The organism is Brachyspira intermedia PWS/A (genome assembly GCF_000223215.1).
In the GTDB taxonomy this organism is placed as follows: domain Bacteria; phylum Spirochaetota; class Brachyspiria; order Brachyspirales; family Brachyspiraceae; genus Brachyspira; species Brachyspira intermedia.
Genome location: NC_017243.1, coordinates 274,511 through 297,462, shown reverse-complemented (window position 1 = coordinate 297,462; position 22,952 = coordinate 274,511). Strand labels below are relative to the sequence as shown.

General features: G+C 27.8%; 14 protein-coding genes and 1 pseudogene. 9 read left to right on the top strand and 6 right to left on the bottom strand.

The features are described from left to right. Positions 1–3: 3 nt before the first annotated feature. A complete protein-coding gene (locus tag BINT_RS01310) occupies positions 4–1,851 on the bottom strand; it encodes an MATE family efflux transporter (protein ID WP_041177151.1) in 1,848 nt (615 codons plus the stop codon). Positions 1,852–2,186: 335 nt separating this feature from the next. Then, positions 2,187–4,562, bottom strand: a complete 2,376-nt coding sequence (locus BINT_RS01305; protein WP_014486756.1) for a transglycosylase domain-containing protein — start codon at positions 4,560–4,562, stop codon at positions 2,187–2,189. A 193-nt stretch (positions 4,563–4,755) separates the two neighbouring features. Here BINT_RS01305 and BINT_RS01300 point away from each other — a divergent pair, with 193 nt between their 5' ends. Next, the gene (locus BINT_RS01300; RefSeq protein ID WP_014486755.1) at positions 4,756–5,148 is read left to right on the top strand and encodes a DUF4234 domain-containing protein; all 393 of its coding nucleotides are present in this window, start codon (positions 4,756–4,758) and stop codon (positions 5,146–5,148) included. Between the two features lie 574 nt (positions 5,149–5,722). Next, positions 5,723–6,103 carry a PepSY-like domain-containing protein gene (locus BINT_RS01295; RefSeq protein WP_014486754.1) on the top strand — a complete coding sequence of 127 codons (381 nt, stop codon included), beginning with the start codon at positions 5,723–5,725 and terminating at the stop codon, positions 6,101–6,103. Between the two features lie 250 nt (positions 6,104–6,353). Here the strand turns inward: BINT_RS01295 and BINT_RS15015 are convergent, their stop codons facing one another. Further along, positions 6,354–6,509 (bottom strand): hypothetical protein, encoded by a 156-nt coding sequence (locus BINT_RS15015; protein ID WP_014486753.1) that lies wholly within the window; start codon positions 6,507–6,509, stop codon positions 6,354–6,356. Positions 6,510–6,774: 265 nt separating this feature from the next. Here BINT_RS15015 and BINT_RS15010 point away from each other — a divergent pair, with 265 nt between their 5' ends. Together BINT_RS15010 and BINT_RS01285 are read left to right on the top strand one after the other, a co-directional pair. Beyond that, positions 6,775–7,188: a hypothetical protein gene (locus BINT_RS15010; protein ID WP_014486752.1), complete on the top strand. Its 414-nt coding sequence runs from the start codon at positions 6,775–6,777 to the stop codon at positions 7,186–7,188. 116 nt (positions 7,189–7,304) lie between these two features. Next, a pseudogene (locus BINT_RS01285) lies at positions 7,305–8,542 on the top strand (hypothetical protein). An 856-nt stretch (positions 8,543–9,398) separates the two neighbouring features. Here BINT_RS01285 and BINT_RS01280 read toward each other — a convergent pair. Further along, positions 9,399–11,243: a methyl-accepting chemotaxis protein gene (locus BINT_RS01280; RefSeq protein WP_014486750.1), complete on the bottom strand. Its 1,845-nt coding sequence runs from the start codon at positions 11,241–11,243 to the stop codon at positions 9,399–9,401. Positions 11,244–11,602: 359 nt separating this feature from the next. Between BINT_RS01280 and BINT_RS01275 the strand changes: the two genes are divergently transcribed. From BINT_RS01275 to BINT_RS01260, 4 genes are all read left to right on the top strand, one after another. Continuing rightward, the gene (locus tag BINT_RS01275; protein ID WP_041177553.1) at positions 11,603–12,301 is read left to right on the top strand and encodes a M48 family metallopeptidase; all 699 of its coding nucleotides are present in this window, start codon (positions 11,603–11,605) and stop codon (positions 12,299–12,301) included. A 93-nt stretch (positions 12,302–12,394) separates the two neighbouring features. Further along, a complete protein-coding gene (locus tag BINT_RS01270; protein ID WP_014486748.1) occupies positions 12,395–13,915 on the top strand; it encodes a DUF4026 domain-containing protein in 1,521 nt (506 codons plus the stop codon). Between the two features lie 650 nt (positions 13,916–14,565). Then, positions 14,566–15,534, top strand: a complete 969-nt coding sequence (locus BINT_RS01265; RefSeq protein ID WP_014486747.1) for a 3-oxoacyl-ACP synthase III family protein — start codon at positions 14,566–14,568, stop codon at positions 15,532–15,534. 280 nt (positions 15,535–15,814) lie between these two features. Continuing rightward, entirely contained in the window at positions 15,815–17,095 is a 1,281-nt protein-coding gene (locus tag BINT_RS01260; protein WP_014486746.1) for an MATE family efflux transporter, read from the top strand. A gap of 832 nt (positions 17,096–17,927) precedes the next feature. Here BINT_RS01260 and BINT_RS01255 read toward each other — a convergent pair. Together BINT_RS01255 and metG are read right to left on the bottom strand one after the other, a co-directional pair. Next, positions 17,928–18,569 carry a cell division protein FtsQ/DivIB gene (locus BINT_RS01255; RefSeq protein ID WP_234944343.1) on the bottom strand — a complete coding sequence of 214 codons (642 nt, stop codon included), beginning with the start codon at positions 18,567–18,569 and terminating at the stop codon, positions 17,928–17,930. A 158-nt stretch (positions 18,570–18,727) separates the two neighbouring features. Further along, on the bottom strand, positions 18,728–20,704 hold the full coding sequence (metG, locus tag BINT_RS01250; protein WP_268741627.1) for a methionine--tRNA ligase: 1,977 nt from the start codon (positions 20,702–20,704) through the stop codon (positions 18,728–18,730). Positions 20,705–21,032: 328 nt separating this feature from the next. Between metG and BINT_RS01245 the strand changes: the two genes are divergently transcribed. Beyond that, complete coding sequence (locus BINT_RS01245) at positions 21,033–22,874, top strand: methyl-accepting chemotaxis protein (protein WP_014486743.1); 1,842 nt, start codon at positions 21,033–21,035, stop codon at positions 22,872–22,874. Positions 22,875–22,952: the final 78 nt, after the last annotated feature.

Here is a 22,952-nt window from a genome sequence, read left to right as displayed (position 1 = left end):
CTCTCAGTTATTTTTTGCATCATTATTTTTATTTCTTAAATTTCTTCTCTCTTCTCTGCGTTTTTGACTTTCTATCTTTTTCTCTTCTCTTAATCTATGTCTTGCCTCTCTTCTAGACTGAACTTCCTGCTTCATTTGTAATTTTTTAGCTTCTTTCTCTTTTTTCCTATTTTCATTATATTCTCTACGTTCTTGATTTTTCTTCTCTCTCAATTCTTTCATCTCTTCAAGCTGCATTTTCCATTCTGCCCTTTCTAATTTTCTCTTTTCTTCTCTTAATCTTTCTCTCTCTTCTTTCTCCTGCATTCTCTCTATCTTTTCTAATTCCCTCTCTCTAAACAAAACAAGTTTAACAGGGTCTTTTATTTTGCTTAATTTATCTCTCATCTTCTGAACATAATCTTTTCTCTTACCTATATTTTTAGGGAATAATCTAGCCCCCAAAGAATCTACAAATAACCTAGTCCTTAAAACAAGGCTGTTTTGTGTTTTCAAATTAATAACAGAAACCCAAGGCACTCTCAATATTATTGCAAGTGCTATTACTCCAGCCATAGTATTTGAAAATAAATTGCCCCAGAATACTGACCAATATGATAAATACTTACTTGTTAAAAGAATAAATATAAATCTCAAAAGCCATATTCTAAGTATGCTTATTATAAGAGGTATTCTAGTCCTTCCAAGTCCAATCAAAGCCCCCTGAGAAACCATAGCCACACCAAAACCCAATACACCAAAAGCAAATATAGGAAGTGATCTATTGGCTACATATAAGTCTTCAGCCTCTCTAGTAAATAATATAGTAAGATGAGGCGTAAGAGGTATTATAATAGCTATAAGAACAACAGCCGTAATAACCGACATTATAATTCCTGTATAACAAGACTTCCTAGCTTTATCATTATATTTAGCACCTATATTCATACTAACCATTGTAGTAACGGCAGAACCAAAAGCAGCCGTAAAATTGAAACATATATTAACTATATTATTGGATATACCCTGTCCATTTAATACAGCAGCTCCATATTTTTCAACTTCTGTATTGATAAGAAAGAATCCTAAATTAGTTAAAAATGTATTAAGCATAGAAGGGACACCTATAATCATAAGTTCTTTCAATACAGCAGAATCAAATTTAAACTCTTTTAAAGATAATTTATCATCACCTTTTTTTATGAATAAATCATAATACATCCAAACTGTTACTATGGAATAAGTTGAAAATGAAGCCAATACACTTCCTACCACACCCAAATGAAGTAAATAAACATATATAAAATTAAATAATACTTTTAAAAGTAGTAATATTATACTTCTTATAAGAGTAGCTTCCGGTTTACCATTAGCATTTTTTATACCATTGTATAAAGCAGCTAAAAATGTCATAGGCATAACAAAACTGTATAAGGATAAGTATGTAAATACATTCTCTTTGATATTAGGAAGAAGATTCATTGATACTAATATGCTTACAACATAAAGTGTAGGCCCCATAGCAATTCCAAACATTACGCCTATAACAACTATTTGTGTGGATATTCTTTTTGCATTTTTAAAGTCCCCTAGTCCATTATACTGCCCTACTATAGCCATAGCAGCAACACCCAAACCTTGAGATAATGCTGTCATCATATTGATTATAGGTTCTGCAAAATGTACACTGCTTGCTATAACAGTACCTGCAACATTATTAAGAAAAAGTCCGTCCATTAATGGTATCATAGACTGAACTATACTCATTATAAGAGTAGGAATAGATAACATTATCAAGGTATTAGTAATAGGTCCATGAAGTATTAAATCGCGTCTCGCTTCTGTGGATTGACTTTTAAAAAAACTAATCATACTTATCCTTTAAAATTTCTCGTATAAATAATATAACCGATTATTATATATTATATTTTATATTAAAAAAAATTTTTGCATAAATAAAACAAAAAATTAATTTTTTTTGATTATTATACAAGCAGATAATTATATCAATAATAACAAATTTTTTAAATATATTTTGTAATTTTATAGTTTTAGTCTTCATAAACTGCATAATCATTTCCAACTATAAAAATCATTTATTTTTTTATTTATATGTACAATAAAATGCTAATATAGAACAATGTATAAATTTGAAAAAAATTATATAAATTAGATTTAAGGGAGCTTTTACAAGCCCCCTTTTCATTTTAACTTCTTATATTTCCTAAACTAGGATCTTCTATATTATCTTCAGGAAGTAAATATATATTATTATTATTTTGATTATTGTTTTGAGTGTTATTATTTTGATTGCTATCATAGCTGTTACTATTCTCATCTAAAGGAGTATAATAAAAATCTCCCTCATCTTCCATCATAGCATCATTAGTTGCGTCATTTCTAGGAGTACCTGTTCTAATATGGTCTATAGGACATTGAGTAGATAGATCAACATTTCCTCCTACTGTAAGCGGTGCTACATTTACACAAGTATGATTTCTAGGAAGTCCTGAATCCTGACAAATTTCAACTATTAATACATCATTAGGAACAGGCCAATTAAATTCCCTTTTAGATGATGGAGTTATAGCATCAAGATATTGAAATGTAGCTAAAGCAGTAGTAGCTCCACCTGTAACATTATTTGGAAGCAAATCATTTCTATCGCTTCCTATCCAAGTAATTGTAACTATTTCATCATTATATGCAGCAAACCAGTTATCTCTGTGTTCGCTTGTAGTTCCTGTTTTTGCTGAATATGAAGGATATTTAAATCCATAAGTATTAGCACTTCTATATGCTGTTCCGCCTGGTGCTATTACTTTCTGTAAAGTAGTATTTAAAAAATAATAAGATGATGGAGATGTTGCACTTATTTTATGCGGTGTTCTATCAACTAAAGCTGTAACGCTAAGTTCATTACCGTCCATATCAATTATTTTATCTACTATATAAGGCTCATATTTAATACCGCCATTAGCCAATGCACTATAAGCAGAAGCTAAATCAAGCGGACTCATTTCCATAGTTCCTAAACCTATAGATAAAGCATTTGGTATATAAGCATTTTCTCCAAAAAATTCCCTTGAATGTTCTATAAAATAAGAAAGTCCTATATCATTTAATAATTTCACAGCTATTGTATTAATAGATTTTGATAATGCTGTTTCTAAAGTTATTTCGCCTCTATACCTTCTGTCAAAATTTCTAGGTGAATATGCAGGCTTTCCTGTACCCTGAGGATAACTATAATTTGTATCTAGCATAGTAGAAAAAGGCTGTGCTCCCCCTTCAAATGCATACAAATATATAAAAGGTTTAATTACGCTACCTATCTGTCTTTTTGCCTGTACTGCTCTGTTAAATTGATTTTGCAATGTGTATCCGTCTCCCCCTATCATCACAAGCACTCCGCCTGTTTTTGGGTCTATTGATACCATTGCTCCCTGATAACTTCTGTTTGAAGAACTAGCCTGCAATTTTCTTATATTTTCTTTCATAACAGAATCAGCTATTCTGTAATATCTTTCATTTACTGTTGTATATATTTTAAGTCCGGATAATGCAAGCTCATCTTTATTAAAATAATTTAATAATTCCTGTCTTACATATTCATTAACATAAGGTGTTCTATTTACTGTCATTTTCCATTGAGCACCTTTTACTTGCTTATTAATATTAGTATACTCTTTATCAAATAAAGCAAGTTCAGCTTCCATAGTTTCTTTATCTATGATTTTATTTTTTACAAGTCTAGATAATATCTGCTCTACTTTTTTTCTGCTGTTATCAGGATTATTAACTATAGAATAGTATGTAGGGTTTGGAAGCATACCAACTAATATAGCATACTCTAATAATCTGCATTGTCTTAAAGGCTTATTGAAATAATGATTGGCTGCAGCTTCAAATCCGTAGTTTCCGTCACCAAGATAAACAGTATTAAAATACATAGCCAAAATTTCTTTCTTAGTATATTTTTGCTCTATCTCTCTAGCTGCGAACATTTCAAAAAGTTTTCTTTCTATAGTTCTTTCGCTTTTAGTGAATAATAATTTGGCCAATTGCTGAGTAAGTGTAGAACCTCCGCCTATTATTTTTCTTGTCAAAATAGTTCTAATACCTAAATAGGCTGTTCTAAAATAGTTAATACCTTTATGCGAATAGAATTTCTGATCTTCCATTAAAAGCAATGTCTGTTCCAAAAGAGGGTTAATATCATCAACATTAACAACCTCATAAGCTGGAGGCATATACTCACCTATCAATATATTATTTCTATCGTATATCTTTGTAGGAGGAGAATCTCCGAAAGGATTTAAAGGATTAAAGTATCTTATCCTTTTTTCATTGCCTCTTATAACTATTATATCATAGTATTCTTCAAGCATAGCCATACTTTGATCTCTTCTGGCTACCCAATCTTTATATACACCTCCGACAAAGTAAATACCTATTATACCTACTGTAACGGATATGAATAAACATACTATAAAAATAGTTAATATAAATTTCTTTAACTTTGATTTTTTCTTCTTTACTACATTGTTATTACTATTATCTTTGATTTTTTTCTTAAACATTTATCACCATATTAACATAATTATATTGTACTATATGATACTATAATATATATAACATTGCAAGCGGAATTTATTGAGATTTTTTTATTATTGATAACAAAAATTATTAGCTTTACATATTGAAAATTATAATTGACTTATACATTTTTATATATTAAACTAAATAAAAAACATTCTATAAGAGAATATATTTATGAAAAATTTTCAAGCTAAATCATTATTAACTGTAGCAATTTTATCAATAGTAACATGCGGTATATATTTTATTTATTGGATTTATGTTACAACAAATGATGTTAATAATTATATGGAACAGGAATACATTAACCCAACATTGGCTGTTGTTTTATCAATAATAACATGCGGATTATTTTCTGTATATTGGTTCTATAAATATGGAACTATAGTATTTAATGATATGAGCAAAAAAGCAGAACTAGACAGTTATGGTGAAAGTGCCGCCGTTTTAGCTATACTGTTATTTATACCGTTTGGATATATCTATTCTATTATAGCTCTTCAATCTAAACTTAATATTATCTTCACTAAATATTCAGATAATGATTCAGAGAGTAATATACAATAAAAATTTTTTACTTATTTTATAACTCTACACCGCACGCTGAATAAATTTACAAATATAATACGATTCTCAATTATTAATAAAAATCATAAACAAAGTTAAGTTAATCGTGCGTTAAATATATTTTTAAAATTAAATAAAGCTTGGGCGGGGGCTAAAATTTCTAATAGCGTAGAAAAACAAAATAAATTAAAAATTTCATAGTGATGCCTTGAAGAATAAAGGGCGGGGCATGTAAATAAAATTTTTAACTGTAAAAGTTGATATATTTATCTTAAAATAATTATTGTATATTATAAAAATTACAATTTTAACCCAGAATTTCCAATTTATTTCTAATTTTCATATAAAAATATTATATTTATAGCCAATTTTATAGTATTTGTAAATATATTTTACATCAATTCTTCTTACACAGCTAATTTATGTATAATACGTATTATTATTCTCTAGTTTTACTTTAGTTTTGTAAATTTATTGTAAATTATTTGTAAATAAATATTGCTTAATTTTTACATTCTGCTATAATTATAAATGTAAAGAGAATTTACAAATACTAACTGTAAGGAGATACAATATGACTAACAGCTTAAACCTTTTTATTAAAATTACACCTAGCCAATTACCTGAAAATATCAGAAGATTTATAGCTTCTAATTACAGCAAGGCTAAAATCGTTTATATTGATAAAGTGAAGGATCAATATGAAATCAAATTAAGTAACGGAACTTATATCAACTTTGACAAAAATGGAGCTTGGAACTATATAAGCAGCGATGATAAATTATCTGAAAATATACTTCCAAAAACTATAGCAAGCAAAATTAAAAACATAATGAAAAAATATAATAATGCTTATGTTTTTGAAATTAGCAAGAGAATAGAATTCTACAGAATAAGATTAACTAACTCTTTAGAAATATGCATAAAAAATAATGGACAATTAATAATAGCATAACTTTTAAATATTTTGTATCTCTTTAAAGTAATTAAATAATATTAAGGCTTGAGTCTTTAATTAGATTCAAGCCTTTTATTTTATAAACATAAATTTTTAAAAAAATAATAAAAAAATAACACATAAATTTATAACTTTATTATATTTATTATCATATTACTATTTAGTAAATATTATTATGTAAAAACAATTTACAAGGTAGATAATATATAAAAAAATAAAGGATATACTATGATAAAAAAACAATATATTACATCTTTACATTTTCACTATTTCTATTAATTATAAGCTGTGGTAAAAATGCCAATAGTTCAACTTCACCTATTCCAGTTGAAAGTGAATATACAGTTAAAGGATTAGATGCTAAATATAATACTACTTGGAAATTTTTTAATGCTGACAGCACAGGAAATGATTCAGTTGATGTTGTTATATCAGATGGTGGAATTAGCGGTTTAGTAATATCAAATAAAACTGATAAGGTTAATTTTGATAAAAATGCTATTTACAGCATAAAAGAAGAAAATAAAAATAAATACTATGACAGATATTATGGATATATAGTAAGTTCTGATAATTGGGTTGGAGAGATTCAATTTCCTACTGATGAATTTGAAACTGTAGGATATATATATATAAAAAATAGAAAAACTTCAGATATAATAGTTGGCATGATTGATAAAGCTCCAGGACCTAGAGAAGGAATAGATAAAGGATACTGGGGAAAAAGAAGCAGAACTGATAATGGATTAAAAAGAACTGTAGATATAGAAGGAGATTTTGTAACATATTATGAGAATGATGTTCAAAAAGTGAAAATACCTTCAAAATTCTTTGAATTATCTAAAGGAGATGGTTTTTACGGATATAGTGTAATGCTTGGACTTTTATATCCTGGTGTATCAATAAATGTATATAATGCTAAGAATGCAAGTATATTACCTAGTGTATATTTTGAATATATTGATTATAATTATTATCTTGATATACAATTAAGAGATGATGGAGTGCCTATTTCAGCAAAATACAATAAAAAAGAAACTATATATTCTTTAGAAAATATGTTATATGCAAAAGAAAACTAATTCGTTATTTTAATACCATAAATTTATATTAGATGCTTTAAATAAAATTTTTATTTAAAGCATTTTTATTTTTAAACGACAATTAAAACGATATTTTTATTTAATGGTTGTTTATAATGAATAAATATATAATAATATTTTCTATAATACTTAGTTCTATATTATCGGCTAATAGTTTTAAAGTTATATCCAGACAGGGAGAAGCATCTGTAATTGTTAATGAAGAGCATGCCAATATGGATATAAAAAAAAGTTTCCCAGATGATTACTTCTCCATATCTACAAAAGAGGAATCATATCTAGTAATAGATAACGGCGAAAAATCAATAATACTTATGCCTAGTTCAAAACTTACCTATGAAAATAATAAATTCACTTTGGATAATGGATATATTTATATAAAAAGCAAACATAATGATGATATTCAAATGACTTTAACAAAAGACGGTAAAGGATATAATTTCAAAGGAAAATCTTTTGCTGTTGTATCTTATGATGATGAAGTATCTGTTATAACATATAATAATGCTGTAAAAATAACCCCTGAAGCATCTTTAGGAGTAAGTTATTTTTTAGAGCCTAATCATAAAACATCTATAATACCAATGCTTAACGGCCCTTATAGAACCACAGAAAATGAAAAATCTTTAATTGAAAATGTATCAAGACAATTAGAAAGCGAAGTAGCAAGCCATTTAAATGAAGATATAGACAGATATAATTTTAAAATAATGGAAGGCACAAAGAATGAAAACACTATATACAGAGTAGTTCACCCAGAAAAAGGACCTAATATATTTTTAATAGTGCCTCATGGAAGCGAGAGAGTTGGTACTGATGTTGCTATGGAAAGAATAACTATGCCTATAAAAAAAGGAAGCCTTACAATAGTGCCTGTTGCTGTACCTGAAGCATATAGAAAAAATACCAGAGCTATAGAAGGGCAAGACATCAATAACAGATTCTTTGATAAAAGTATAAGCAGAACTGATACTGATAAATTAGCTAAAGAATATATGGATATGCTTGATGAATATGATATAGATGTTGTGCTTACACTTCATGAAGGAAATGGATTCAAAGAATTCTTTGGTGATTCAATAATATATGATACTAGAAAATTAGATGATAAAGTTGTAAAAGTGTTGGATAATATAAACTCAAGAATAGAGCCTATGAAGTTTAAATTCAGACAGATGTATTATCCTATGCCTACTACTATTACTTATTATGCCGCTAAAAAGAATATAGAATCTTTTGGAATAGAGCTTACAAGAAATTTAGATTATGATAAAAAAGAATAATTATGCATACTATATTAAGCGAATTCTTAAAAATATATGGGCTTGAATAAAATATAAAAACAATTATATTTTGAAATTTTATTTACATACCCCGCCCTTTATTCTTTATTGTTATAATCTGCAATTTTAAATTTTCTTATATTTAAAGTCTATTAAGAAAATAAGGCACCCACCCAAACTGTGATTAGATTTAAAAATTAACTTAACGCACGGTTAGATAAATTTCATATATAATATAATTGTTATAATTAATTCACTCATATTTTTAATTTTATTCTACGTGCGGTGTGGAAGTAATAAATTAAAAAATATCTAGGGTGGGAGCTATAAATTCTTTATAAACAATTAAGAAATAAAAAATTAGAATTCAAAAGTAAATCAGCAGAATATAGGGTGGGGAATGAAAATTTAGCCTTGATATTATAAATCTCAGGTTTTAATATAAAAAATCCACCGCCTGAAAGACCCTAATGATAAATTATCAGACAGCGGTAGATTTTTTATAAAAGATTCAAATAAATTATTTTAATTAACTATCTAGCTTAAAGAAGCGCATTGCTTCTTCTAGTTCTCTAGCTTTTATTATTATAAAAATTGACAGCCTAAAAGGCTCTGATAATAAATTATCAGACGGCTGTCAATTTTTTTATAAAGACTTCAATTTTATTATTGTTATGCTCGCCTACGCCTAAAGGCTTAACTTAATAAATTAAGTTAAGGGCTTCGGCTCGCTTTTATATTTCAATTCTAATATTTAAAAAATTATTATTTTTCAAGCTTAAAGAAACGCATTGCTTCTTCTAGTTCTCTAGCTTTTATTATTATAAAAATTGACAGCCTAAAAGGCTCTGATAATAAATTATCAGACGGCTGTCAATTTTTTTATAAAGACTTCATTCAAAGTAATTATTTATCTAGCTTAAAGAAGCGCATTGCTTCTTCTAGTTCTCTAGCTTCATTTAACAAAGAAGCTGCTGCTGAAGCTGATTGTTCTACCAATCCAGCATTCTGCTGTGTTACACTATCCATTTGTGAAACCGCTGTATTTACCTGATCAACTCCTGCCTGCTGTTCTATTGCTGTTTCGCTTATATCCCTCATTATATTAGAAGTTTCTTCTATTTTCTTTTCCAAATCCTCAAATATCTTTTCAGACTCTTTTGCTTTCTCTACTGATTTACTAATCTTATCATATATAACATTAATTAAAGTTGTAATATCCTTAGCTGAAGACTGGGAGTTCTGTGCCAAATTTCTAACCTCACTCGCTACTACAGCAAATCCTTTACCTTGATCTCCAGCACGTGCAGCCTCAACTGCAGCATTAAGTGCTAATATATTAGTTTGGAAAGCAATATCCTCTATAACCTTTGTTATGTTCTTTATCTTTTCGCTGTCCTCATTAACCTCTTCTATACTTTTAGTAGTTTCTAAAATTATAGCTCCTGCATCCTTAATTGAACTCATAGATTCCTTCATCATATTATTACCTTCTATAGAATGCGAAGTAGAAGATTTGATTGTAGAAGCCATCTCCTCCATAGAACTAGCAGTTTCTTCAAGACTTGCAGCCTGTGCCTCTGTTCTTCTTGATAAATCAGAATTACCATTAGCTAATTCCTGAGCTGCTGTAGTTATTTTAATAGAAGAATCATTAACCTGAGATATTATCTCTGTAAGTTTCTTACGCATTCCGCTGAAAGATTCAAACAATATTCCAAGCTCATCTTTTCTCTTATGCTCATTTGAAACATAAGTCAAATTTCCTGTCTCTATTTCCTTAGCCTCTCTTATAATACTGTTTATATGTCCCATTATTCTTTTTATAAACAATGCCACAAATATAGATAATAATAAAATAGCAATCAATCCTACTAATGAACTTATTAAAATTAATTCCCTATTTGTAGCATATATTTCACTGTCAAACATAGTCATAGCAATTATCCAATTCATAGACTTCATTCTGCAATAAGAACCTGTTCTTTTTTTATCCATATAAATATATGATAATGTACCTTGATTTAAATTATTATCAAATACTGTTTTATAATCCTGAACTACATTAGAACCTATTTGCTCATAAATATTATCCATTATATCAATTAAATTAGAATCGATTGCTAATATTCTTCCTGTTTCTCCCAAAGCTATATCTGAAAAATAATTATCATGTATAAGTTTCCAGTCTATTACAACAAGTATTGCTCCCAATAAATTTCCATCTAAACTTTTTATAGCACCGCCTAATATCAATGATTTGTTTCCAGTATCTACTGAATCTATTATTTCCTCATCAAATGTATATTCAAAATTCTTACTTTCTAATATATTCCAAAAATTAGGCCTTGTATCAGCAATATTATTACCTATAGAATTTCCCAAAGCATCAGCTATAATATCACCATTCAAATCTATTACAGCTATATTTATAGAATATTCATTAGCTCCATTAAATAAAGCTAAAGCATTTAAAGCCACAGCTTCTGTCTGTTCATTTCTATTTAAAAGCGAATTCATAATTGCAGGAGCAACTGAATAAGTCTTAGCTAAAGAAACCTGATCTATCAATATGGCATCAAACAATTTAGCATATGATTGTGCTGTATTAGCAAAGCCTTCAAATCTGCTTTTGCTTATACCTTTATTAGCGAACATTACTGCTATACTTAATATAATAAATATTATTAATATGGATATTACTGATATTATAGCAGGAACTTTGAAAGATAAACTATGTATCCTTTTCATATAAAACTCCAATTTATACTTAATATATAAAAAAATCAATTTTATATATTATTACTACTTATTATTAAACATGATTTTTATTAATATAGTAAAATATAATAATCCTCTATAGTTAATCGTTATTTTTTCTTAATTTTATACCTTTTTTAATATAAAAAATATTTTTAGAAAAAAATATAAAAAAATATAAAAAAATATTTTTTTTACACTTTTTTAAAAGTTTTATATATTATTAGTATAACAAAGTTGATTTGTATCTAATTTTATAAATTTTTTCTTCATAATTTACCTTAATAGCGGATATAGTTTTATATCCGCTGATTTTTCCAGTTTTATTTTTGATTAAAATGTATTATAAAATGAATGATGTAATAATAGAATACAAAAAAATTAAAAATATATACATAAGAGTAAAACCAGATTTAAATATATATGTTACAGCCCCAAAAAGAGTTACCAAAAAATACATATACGAACTCATAGAAAAAAGAAAGGATTGGATAGAAGAAAGAAAAGAAGCTATAAAAAAGAAAAATAGCTTTGATTTAAGCAAAAAAGAATTAGCAAGCGGAAATGAAGTATATTATCTAGGTAAAAGCTATATGCTTAAAGTATTAAAATGCCAAAAAGAAAATATAATCCTTGCAGGCAGAACTATGTATATGTATGTAAATATAAAAGATAAAGAAAAATATAAAAACAGCGATATAAGAAAAAAACATATTCTTCTTGATACATGGTACAAAAAAGAGGCATTAAAACTATTCGACTCACTTATAAGAAAATACACTTCTATGATGAACTTAGAAATTAATACATTCACAGTAAAAAAATTAAAAAGTAAATGGGGTTCATGCGATACAATAAAAAAACATCTTACATTCAATTTAGAGCTTATGAAATACCCTATTTCTTCCATAGAATATATTGTGCTTCATGAATTAGCACATTTACTGCAGGCTAATCATAGTAAAAAATTCTATAATATAGTAAGTCTTTATATGCCTGAATGGAAAAAAGAGAAGAAGATTTTGGATACTTTTTTTACTAATTTATAAATTAAAGAAGTTGAAAAAAATATAAATTACACTATACTAAAAAAGCTTTTTAATCTTATAATACAAAATTAATAATATATAGAGGTAAAAATAATGGATTATAATGAAAAGTTATATAATGTATTTTCCAGCGGAGAGCAGAGATTAGAATCATGGATGGCTGCTGTATTTACTAAAGAATATGATCATAATATGACAATTGAAGAATTCAGAGATATATTATCACAATCAGATGAATATATGGTATTAGAATTCAATGAAATAGAAGAATCTAAATTTATAAGAGATAAATCTAAATGGGAAGCATATATTAAACTGCAGTATTTACCTATGGTTATGGATGAAGACGAACATTCTTGCGGATGCGGACATGATGAAGGCGGATGCTGTCAAGATGATGATGAACACTCATGTGGCTGCGGGCATAATCATGACGATGAAGAGCATTCTTGCGGTTGCGGTCATAGTCATGATGATGAAGAGCATTCCTGCGGTTGCGGGCATAATCATGATGAAGAAGAAAATAATGATGAGCTTACTTTTTATGTAGCTTTAGTTGATGCTTCAAGCGTTACTGAAAATGTTCCTGAAATATTCTCTGTAAATACTGTAAGAGAAGATGATTATAAAGAAGCATGTCAATGTAAATATGCTGTACATGTATCTACAATATTTGATAATCACCCTCTTACTGACTATCAAAGACAATTAAAATTATTGGACAGTTTAGTTCCCGAATGTTCTATATTTTTAGATATGTCTTGTTATACAGCACATTCCGGAGATTGGCTTTCTTATACATCAACTTTCGCTTTGCCGCCTTCTTTGGATTATCTATACACTATACATGCAGTTTATGATGATGATAAAGACTCTAACAAAGTTGAATATTGGTTCCATACTCATGGACTTTACAGAGTCGGTTCTATAGAATTAGAAATAGTTGGTGTTGAAGATTCAAATGCTGCTTATGGTGCATTACTCAATACTTGTGCAAAAATGTTTATAGAGAGAGGAGTACCTGAAGCCGGATTTAAATTTAATCCTGCATATAACACTTATGTATGCTGGTTCCCTTGGCAGGAGGCTTTGAAGAAATTAAATATTGCTGATGATGTTACAGGAAGTGCAAAAGACAGAAATGATGGGGTACATAATACTCCTTCCGGTATTTTGCTTGCTGTAGATGCTGATGGTAATTATCATTCTCTTGATTATTATAAAAATGAGCTTACAGATAACCCTATGTTTATGATGAGTTACTTTGAAACTTCTCTTATGAGAGAGGCTGCTTTTGAAAAATTAGAGTATTTCCTAGAATTATTAAATAAAAATAAAGGCGATGACAAAACTTCTTTTTTAGTAAAATTAGGATACGGCGAAACAGAAGAAAACCCTAATGACTTAGAGCATTTATGGTTTGATGTTCATGACTTTACTAATGACGGATATTTTGATGCTACTTTAATAAATGAACCTTATAAAGATTTAGGTATGCATGAAGGCGACAGAGGAATGCATAGCATAGAAAGGCTTACTGATTGGGAGATATACACAGAAGAAAATAACTATAATTCAAGAAATATATATTTATTATTTCAAGAAGAAGAATAATTTTTAAATATTATAAAGCTAATTATAAAAATTGTGAGCCTCTGGCAAGTTTACTTGACAGAGCCTTTGCCAAGCGAACAATTTTTATTAGCAATAATAAAGAAGAATAATTTCTTATTATTGCTAGCGATAAACTCGCTAAAATTCAGCTGACAACTAAAGTTATCAGCTGCTCGTTTATCGCTTTAAAACATTAGAATTAAAATATAAAAGCGAGTCGTAGCCACCAAGTAGGTTATTGTGGGCTGCACCAAAGGTGGACTTCGTCACGAGCATAACAATAAAAAATAATAATTATTAAATATTGTAAAGCTAATTATAAAAATTGTGAGCCTCTGGCAAGTTTACTTGACAGAGCCTTTGCTGTAGGCACGCATAGCGAGAGCGAACAATTTTTATTAGCAATAATAAAAAATAAAAATTGTGAGTGTCTTATAGATGCTCACAATTTTTTATATATTATCTCTTTATTAATCTTTATAATCACTGTTACATCATAATTTCATATAAAAATATCATAAATAATCACTATTACTATAACTAAATTTCAAAAAATAGTTATTATTAGCTATAGATTTTTTTATATTTTTAATTAAACTTTTACAATAAGAATTCTATCTTAAGTACATTACATTAAAACGGAGAAAAGTATGGAAAGAGCATATATAAAAAACATAGCTTATTACGTGCCAGAAAGAATATTAGACAATAAATATTTTGAAAGCATATTAGACACTAACAATGAATGGATAATCACTCGTACAGGAATAGAAACAAGACATATGGCTAGAGCAGATGAAACTATTTTTGAAATGGGTTTGAATGCCGTTAGAAACTTAGAAAAAAAAGGCGTAGATTTAAAAGAAGTTGATACAATATTAGTACCTACTGTAACTAAAGATTATATATTCCCTTCTATGGCAGGGCAATTGCAAAAAGCATTGGGATTAAAACACTGTTTTGCTCTAGATTTATCTGCTGCATGCTCTGGATATATATATGCATTAAACACTGCTACTTCATTAATAGAAAGCGGACAATGTAAAAATGTACTTATAGTATCAAGTGAAAAACTTACTAAAGATATTAACTGGAAAGACAGAGGAACTGCTATTTTATTTGGCGATGCTGCTACTGCTTCATTAATAACAGCAAGAAATGACGGCAAAGGAATAATAGGAATGCATATGCAAAGCGAACCTGATATGAGTATTGTACTTAATGGAGGAAGTGCTTGTCCTATAAGAGCAGATGATTTAGAAGCTCCTGAGTTCAAAATACATATGGACGGATCTGAAACTTTTAAAAGAGCCGTTACAGAATTTTCTAATAGTATAGATAAAGTTTTAGAAACTTCAGGAAAACAATTGAGCGATGTTAAATATTTTGTACCGCATCAGGCTAATTTAAGAATAATGCAGGCTGTAGCAAAAAGAATAGGTCTTCCTATGGAAAAAGTAAGCGTTGTATTAAATAAATTTGGAAACTGTTCTTCAACAAGTATAGGTTTAGCTTTAACTGATGCTTTGGATAATAATAAAATCAATGACGGCGATTTAGTTCTTCTTACAGGATTCGGAGGCGGATTTACTTGGGGATCAACTTTGATGATTTGGTAATTATAAGGCTTCGATTAATAATTTAATAGTTTTTTAATAAGAGGATAGTATTTTTTAATGCTATCCTTTTTTATTACTATATAAAAATCAATAAATAAAAACATTGACAGCAAAAATACTTTTCAATATAATTAATATATGAAACTTGTTATTGAATTAAGCTCCGGCAATATTTAATCATTTTATTGTTCGGGGCATGCTAAAAACAGTATGCTATAGTTCTTTATAGTTATTAAAAATTATAAAATTTTTAATATGTTTTTAATTCAAGGAAAGTTTCATGTATTTAATAAAATTTTCATTTATTTTATTCATTTCAAATATATTGCAATATCTATATAGCATTATAGATATAATATTTATTTCACATTTAGTAGGTGATAATGGAGTTATAGCATTAGGAAACTGTGCTTCTATAATGTTTATAATTACATCTGTATCTTTAGGCTTATCAATAGGCGGTTCTGTTATAATATCAAAATATAAAGGTGCTGATGATAATATAAAATACAAACAATCTATAGGAAATTTATTATTTTTATCTTCATCATTGGCTTTAATAATTTCTATAATAGGATTAATATTTTCAAGGCATATACTATTATTTATGAATATTCCAAAAGAATCATTTAAATATGCTGATGATTATATAAAAATAATTTTTTCAGGAACATTTTTTATATTTCTCTACTCTTCTTTATCTTCTGTGATAAAATCAAGCGGAAGAGAAAAAACATCATTATATTTTATTATAATAGCTGCATTACTTAATTTTTTATTAAACTTTTTATTTTGTTATATATTAAAATTATCTGTAAAAGGTGCGGCATTAGCTACTGTAATATCTCAGGCTGTTTCATTCTTATTATCATTATATTATACAAGAAAATTATTAACTTTTAATTTTAACATCAAAATAATAAAGGAATTAATATTTATTTCTCTGCCTTGCATATTTCAAATGCTGATAATAAATATATCATATTTTTTTGTTAATATAATGATGAATAAATACAATGTTCTTGCCGGATTTACAATAGGCTTAAAAATAAATACTTTTATAGGTATGATTTCTTGGTCTATAGGAGAGGCTTTAAGTATAATTGTTTCAAAGAGTACAGGAGAAAAAGATTATATAAAAATAAAAAGCACAGTTAAATTTGCTATATTCTTAAACATTGCCGCTACAGTTACAGCTGTGATATTCATACATTTATTCGTTAAAAATATAATCAGCATATTCTACAGCGGAGATGAAAAAGTTATTAATGATATAATATTGTATCTTCAAGTATGTGCTTCATTCAATTGTCTTACTTATGCTTTGATGTATGTATTAGATAGTTTTTTAATAGGCATTCAAAAATCATATTTAGCATTCGTCAATTCATTTATAGATTCCATAATATTTAAAGTGATAATATCAAAGATATTAGAAATCTATATGTGTTATTTAGGAATATACATTGCTATGGCATTATCAAGTATTGTACCGGCTTTGATTGGCTTAATATATTTTTATATGTTTATAAGAAAAATTAATTATAATAAACTTCATTAAAAATCGTATGCATGTTAATTCAAATATAATAAATATTACATGCTACATAAAATTAACTAATTAAAAAAAGCTTGGGCGGGTGCTAAAAAATCTAATTTGGCAATAAGGAAATTTAAAGTTAATATTGCAGATTAAAACTATAAATATAAAGGGCGGGCAAATGTAATTAAATTTATATAAATCAAAATTGTTTAACTAAAAATAATTTTTTTGTTGTTCTTTTTCCCGCCACAAAAAGAACCAGACGAAGTCCGCCTGCGGCGAAAGTGCAAGTATAAAATTAGTACTAAATAATACTAATTTTGTCTTACAGGTAAGATAAAATATTAAATTTAAGCTAAAATATAGCCTTTCGCGAAGCGTATCCGAGTTTATCGAGGATATAAGGTTCTTTGACGAAGTCGCTGGAAAAATAACAATAAAAAAATTGACAAAGTTAAAAATTTTTAGTATATACCTAAACAATTTATTTTGTCAAAATAATTGTTTTAATTTAAAATATTTGCAGGGCTTTGCTGCGAAGCACACAGTCGTGCCGCACCCCAGTTCTTTTACCGAGTAGGTACCTTTCGGTATTGGTATAAGGCACAGCCCGCCTTCGGCGAGAACCAAAAGAACTGCATTTATAGTCTAAATTTAGGTTATATCCCATATTTAATAAGTATATTTTTAATATAAGTTCTATCAATTGCACTTTTTGCAACTTTGACGAAGTCCGCCTGTGGCGTGCGGCGGGAAAAAGTTGAATAAAAAATAACAAACTTAGAAATTTTCAATATATACTAAAGTATAAATATGCTCCGCAATTTTTATTGAGTACTTAAATTAAAGATTAATTAACTATAGCTTCTTTGAATCTGAAATCTATTCTGTGAGTTTGATTTTCCTGATTCTGCAATGTCTTTAATATAGCAGCTAAATCCACAAACTTCTCAGTTTTCACATACTTTTCTAATATCACCTGAACCTGATAGCCTCTAGGATAAAGTATCAAATCATCTCCATAAGCATTAATCTCTGATATAAGATTGTATATTTCATTATGATTAGTTTTTAAATCATATATAACTGATGAAAGATATTTAGAATAATCATTTTCTATCATTTTATTTGTAGGATTGATAGTTAATCCTGTTATATAAGGCACATCATAATTGTGAATAATATTATCTTTTATAATATAGCCGTCATCTGTAATTTCATATATTCCGCTGCTTGACTCTAATAAAAATAATGTGCCTCTTTCTATTACATTTATAATAAGCAAATCAGGAAAAGAAGTTTTTATGCTTTCTACCTGAAGTCTTGGATTATTTTCTATATCAGACTTTATCTCTTTTTTAGGTATATTAAACATGCTTATGTTATTATACTTTGATAATCCGGCTTCTTCCATTATATCTATAGCATTTAAAACTTCTAATCCCCGTATTTCCACTCTTAATATTCTAGCTTTATTTATAACTACAATCACACCTAATATTATAACAGCCAAAACTAAAAAGATAATTATTTTTTTATTATACTCTTCTGCTTATCGCTAAGTTTATTTTTTTTAAGCTTTTTTCTAAGTTTATTATCTTTAAAATCTTTCATTATAATATCAGCTTTTTAAAGTTTGATTATAAATTATTAATTAACAGCACAGCCTGCATCGAAACCTTTTTCTGTAGTCATAAGAGAAAGAGTCTCACCATTATCAGCCAAAAGAAGCATACCATGAGAAGTAACGCCTCTGAATTTTTTAGGCTTTAAATTAGCTAAATAAAGTACTGTTTTACCAACCATCTCTTCAGGCTTATAATATTCAGCTATAGAAGAAACAACAACCCTCTGCTCTCCTCCGCCAATATCTAATACAAATTTAAGAAGTTTATCAGCATTTTCTACTTTTTCAGCAACTAATATTTTAGCAGTTAATAATTCTAATTTATCAAAATCTTCTTTTTCTATATTAGGCTTATGCTTATCTTCTTTAGGAGGATTAACCTGTTTTTTATTCTCTTCAGAAGAAGCACCTATTTCTTTTTCTATATCATATCTATTGAATAAAGGCTCACCTTTTTCAATTTTTATTCCAGCCTTTAAAGAACCCCATTGCTTAGCAGTATCCAAAGGAACACTGTCGCCAAGTCCTAATCTATTAAATACTTTTTTAGGTGTTTCAATAAAGAATATTTGTAAATATGCAGTTACTATATAGTATACTTGGAAAGAAATATACATTACGTTAGCTAAATGATCTTTTTTAGTTTCATCTTTAGCTAAATTCCAAGGCGCACTCTCTTCAACATATTTATTAGTCATTCTTATAACTTCCCAAATATATGATAAAGCCTCATGGAACTTGAAACTATCCAAAGCAGATTCAACATTAGCATCAAGAGTAAGAACCATTTTTTTAAGCTCTTTTTCTCTATCTCCGTAAACGCTTTCAACCTCATCAGGAAGAATATTATTAAAATATTTTCCAAGCATAGTAGTTATTCTATGCCATAAGTTACCATAATCATTAGCTAAGTCGCTGTTTATTCTTTTTAAGAAAAGCTCCTGAGAATAATAACCATCGGAACCGAAATTAATCTCTCTCATAAGGAAATATCTTAAAGCATCAACGCCATATTTATCAATTAAAGTATTAGGGTCAACAACATTTCCCCTACTCTTGCTCATCTTTTTACCATCATCAAAAAGCACCCAGCCATGTCCATATACTTTTTTAGGAAGAGGTATATCAAGCATTTTAAGCATTATAGGCCATATAATAGCATGGAAGCGAACTATTTCTTTTCCTACAAAATGCACATCAGCAGGCCAATACTTTTTATATAATTCATCTTGACCCTCTTCAGGATATCCTAAAGCTGTTATATAATTAGCTAAAGCATCAATCCATACATATATACTATGCTCACTATCAACAGGACAAGGTATACCCCATTGCAATCCCTTACGGCTAACCGCTAAATCTTCCAAGCCCGGAAGTAAGAAATTTTTAAGCATTTCATTTTGTCTTTCTTTAGGCTCTAAAAATTCAGGATGTTCTTTATAATAGTCTATTAACCATTGTCCGTATTCTGAAAGTTTAAGATAATAACATTCTTCTTCTTTATATTCTAATTCTTTTTCACAGTCTGGACAGTAGAATTTACCGTCATCTTTTTTTACTACCTGACTTTCAGTGAAAAATGCTTCATCGCTTACACAATAAAGTCCTTTATACGAACCTTTATAAATATATCCTTTATCATAAAGAATTTTAAATATTTTCTGTACTCTTCTTTCATGATAATCATCAGTAGTTCTTATATAATGACTATAATCAATATGAAGTCTTTTCCATAACTCTTTTGTGGCATTAACAATATTATCAACATAAGCCTTTGGAGTAGTTCCTGCTGCTTCTGCTTTTCTTGCTATTTTTTCACCATGCTCATCTGTACCAGTTAGGAAATAAACATCATATCCCATTATCTTTTTGTATCTAGCCATAGTATCTGTTGCTATAGTACAGTAGCAATGTCCTATATGAAGATAATCTGAAGGATAATATATTGGAGTTGTAATATAAAACTTTTTATCTGTCATCTGTATGCCTCCATTAGTTATGAAAAAATTATATTTAAAAACAGAATCATTATACTAAAATTAGCCATTTTTGTAAAGTTAAAAAATTTATGATTATTACTTATAATAAGTTATTTATTTTTTTATACTTGTTTTACAATCATTCAATAAATACAAATCTAATATTTACAATTGTCTATATATATGCGGTTTATGTAAACTAACGATAACATTTTTTTACATATATAAAAAATTATATAATAATTATAATTAAATAATATCACCAAACGCATTTTTAAACAGTTTATTATCTATAATAAATATATTCTATTTCATAATAGAGTACAAAAAGTTACGGAGCGATTATTTTATGAAAAGAAGACATTCCATAAGATTTAAAATGCCATTGACTATAAGCATAATAACTACAATATTTTTGATTATTACTATTATCGTATTATCCTATAGAGCATTTGTCGGAGTAAGCAAGACAACATTTTCAGGTTTTTCAAGCACAATAGAAGGATATAAGTCAATGATGGATTCTTGGCTTTTTGAAAATAAAACACTCATAAAAACTTATGCCATCACTCCTGCTGTAATTAATTATCTATTAAACAGCTACAGTACTAATGCAAATATACAATTAAATGAAACTTTGAATAAATTTGAATCTATAAATAAATTCTCTTTAGATATAGGAGTAACAGATACAAATGGTTATATATTAGACAATGCTAAACATGTTGAAATAGGAAAAAATATACATGAATTAAGATCAGGTATATGGGATAATTTCAAACAAAACAATTATGATGTAGCTTATGGAAGTAAAATATTAAAATCAAGTGCTGATAATAAATGGTCATTAGCTTTAATATCAGGAGTTAGAGATGCAAATAATAACTTAATAGGAACAATTTATATGATCATAAATTGGGAAGAGTTTGTAAATTCATTAAAAAAATTAAAGTTAGATGAAACAGGAAGATTATTTGTTTTGGATAATGATGGAATTATAGTAGCAGATACTTATGATTATATAAATGAAAATGGTAAAGCATATTTTAATTTAATAAAAAAAGATAATAAACCAAATGGTATAATAACATATAAACTAAACAACAATACTTCAAGAACAGCAGTATATTCAAAGATGGAGCAGTTGCCTTGGACTTTGACTATGGCTATGGACAATAAAATCATATACAGAGAAAATATAAGAATGATTAGGATAGCCATAATAGTATGTATATTATCTATAATTTGTATAAATACATTCCTTATTTCATATATAAAGAAAACTATGTCTCCTTTAGACAGTATAATGAAACAGGCTCAAAATATATCAGAAGGCTATATAAATGTTAAAGAAATAAAAAAAGAAAGAAAAGATGAATTTGGAAAATTAGAAAAAACATTTAATATAATGAGTGAAAAATTATCTGAAGTTATAAATGAAGTAAATGAAGCATCAAAAGAAATATTAACATCATCCCAAAATATGATGGAAAGCAGTAGCGAATTATCATCAAGAACTGAATCTCAGGCCTCTAGTTTAGAAGAAACAGCAGCAAGCATAGAGGAAATAGTTTCTACTATACAATCATCTACAGAAAATGCAGTAAATGGTAAGGATATGATGAATGAATCTATAAACTATATAGGAGAAGCTGCTGAAATAATAACTGAAACATCAACAAATATAGAAGAAGTTTATAAATCAAGCGAAAAAATAAAAGATATAACAAAGATAATAGAAGATATAGCATTCCAAACTAATATACTTGCACTTAATGCATCAGTAGAAGCAGCAAGGGCTGGAGACCAAGGAAAAGGTTTCGCTGTGGTAGCAAGTGAAGTAAGAAATCTAGCACAAACTACTCAGGCTTCTGTAAAAGATATAACTAATTTAGTTGATAATACAGCAGAGCAAATTGATAATGCCACACAAACTGCAAGAAAATCTCAGGAATTATTTGAAGAACTTCAAAATAAAGTTAGAGAAACTTCTAATTTGATGGAAAGAATATCCAATACAGCATTGGAACAGCAATCAGGAGTTAACCAAATCAGTACAGCAATAAACAGTATGGAAAGTGCAACAACTCAAAATGCAGCTTTAGCTGTGGATTCTAATAATTTATCTAAAAATCTTTTTGGCAGAGTAGAAAAACTTCAGCAAAGCATTTCATTTTTCAAATTATCTTAAATTAGGAATATAATAAAAAAGCAATGGGCATTATAAATGTCTATTGCTTTTTTATAATTGCATAATACAATTCCAATA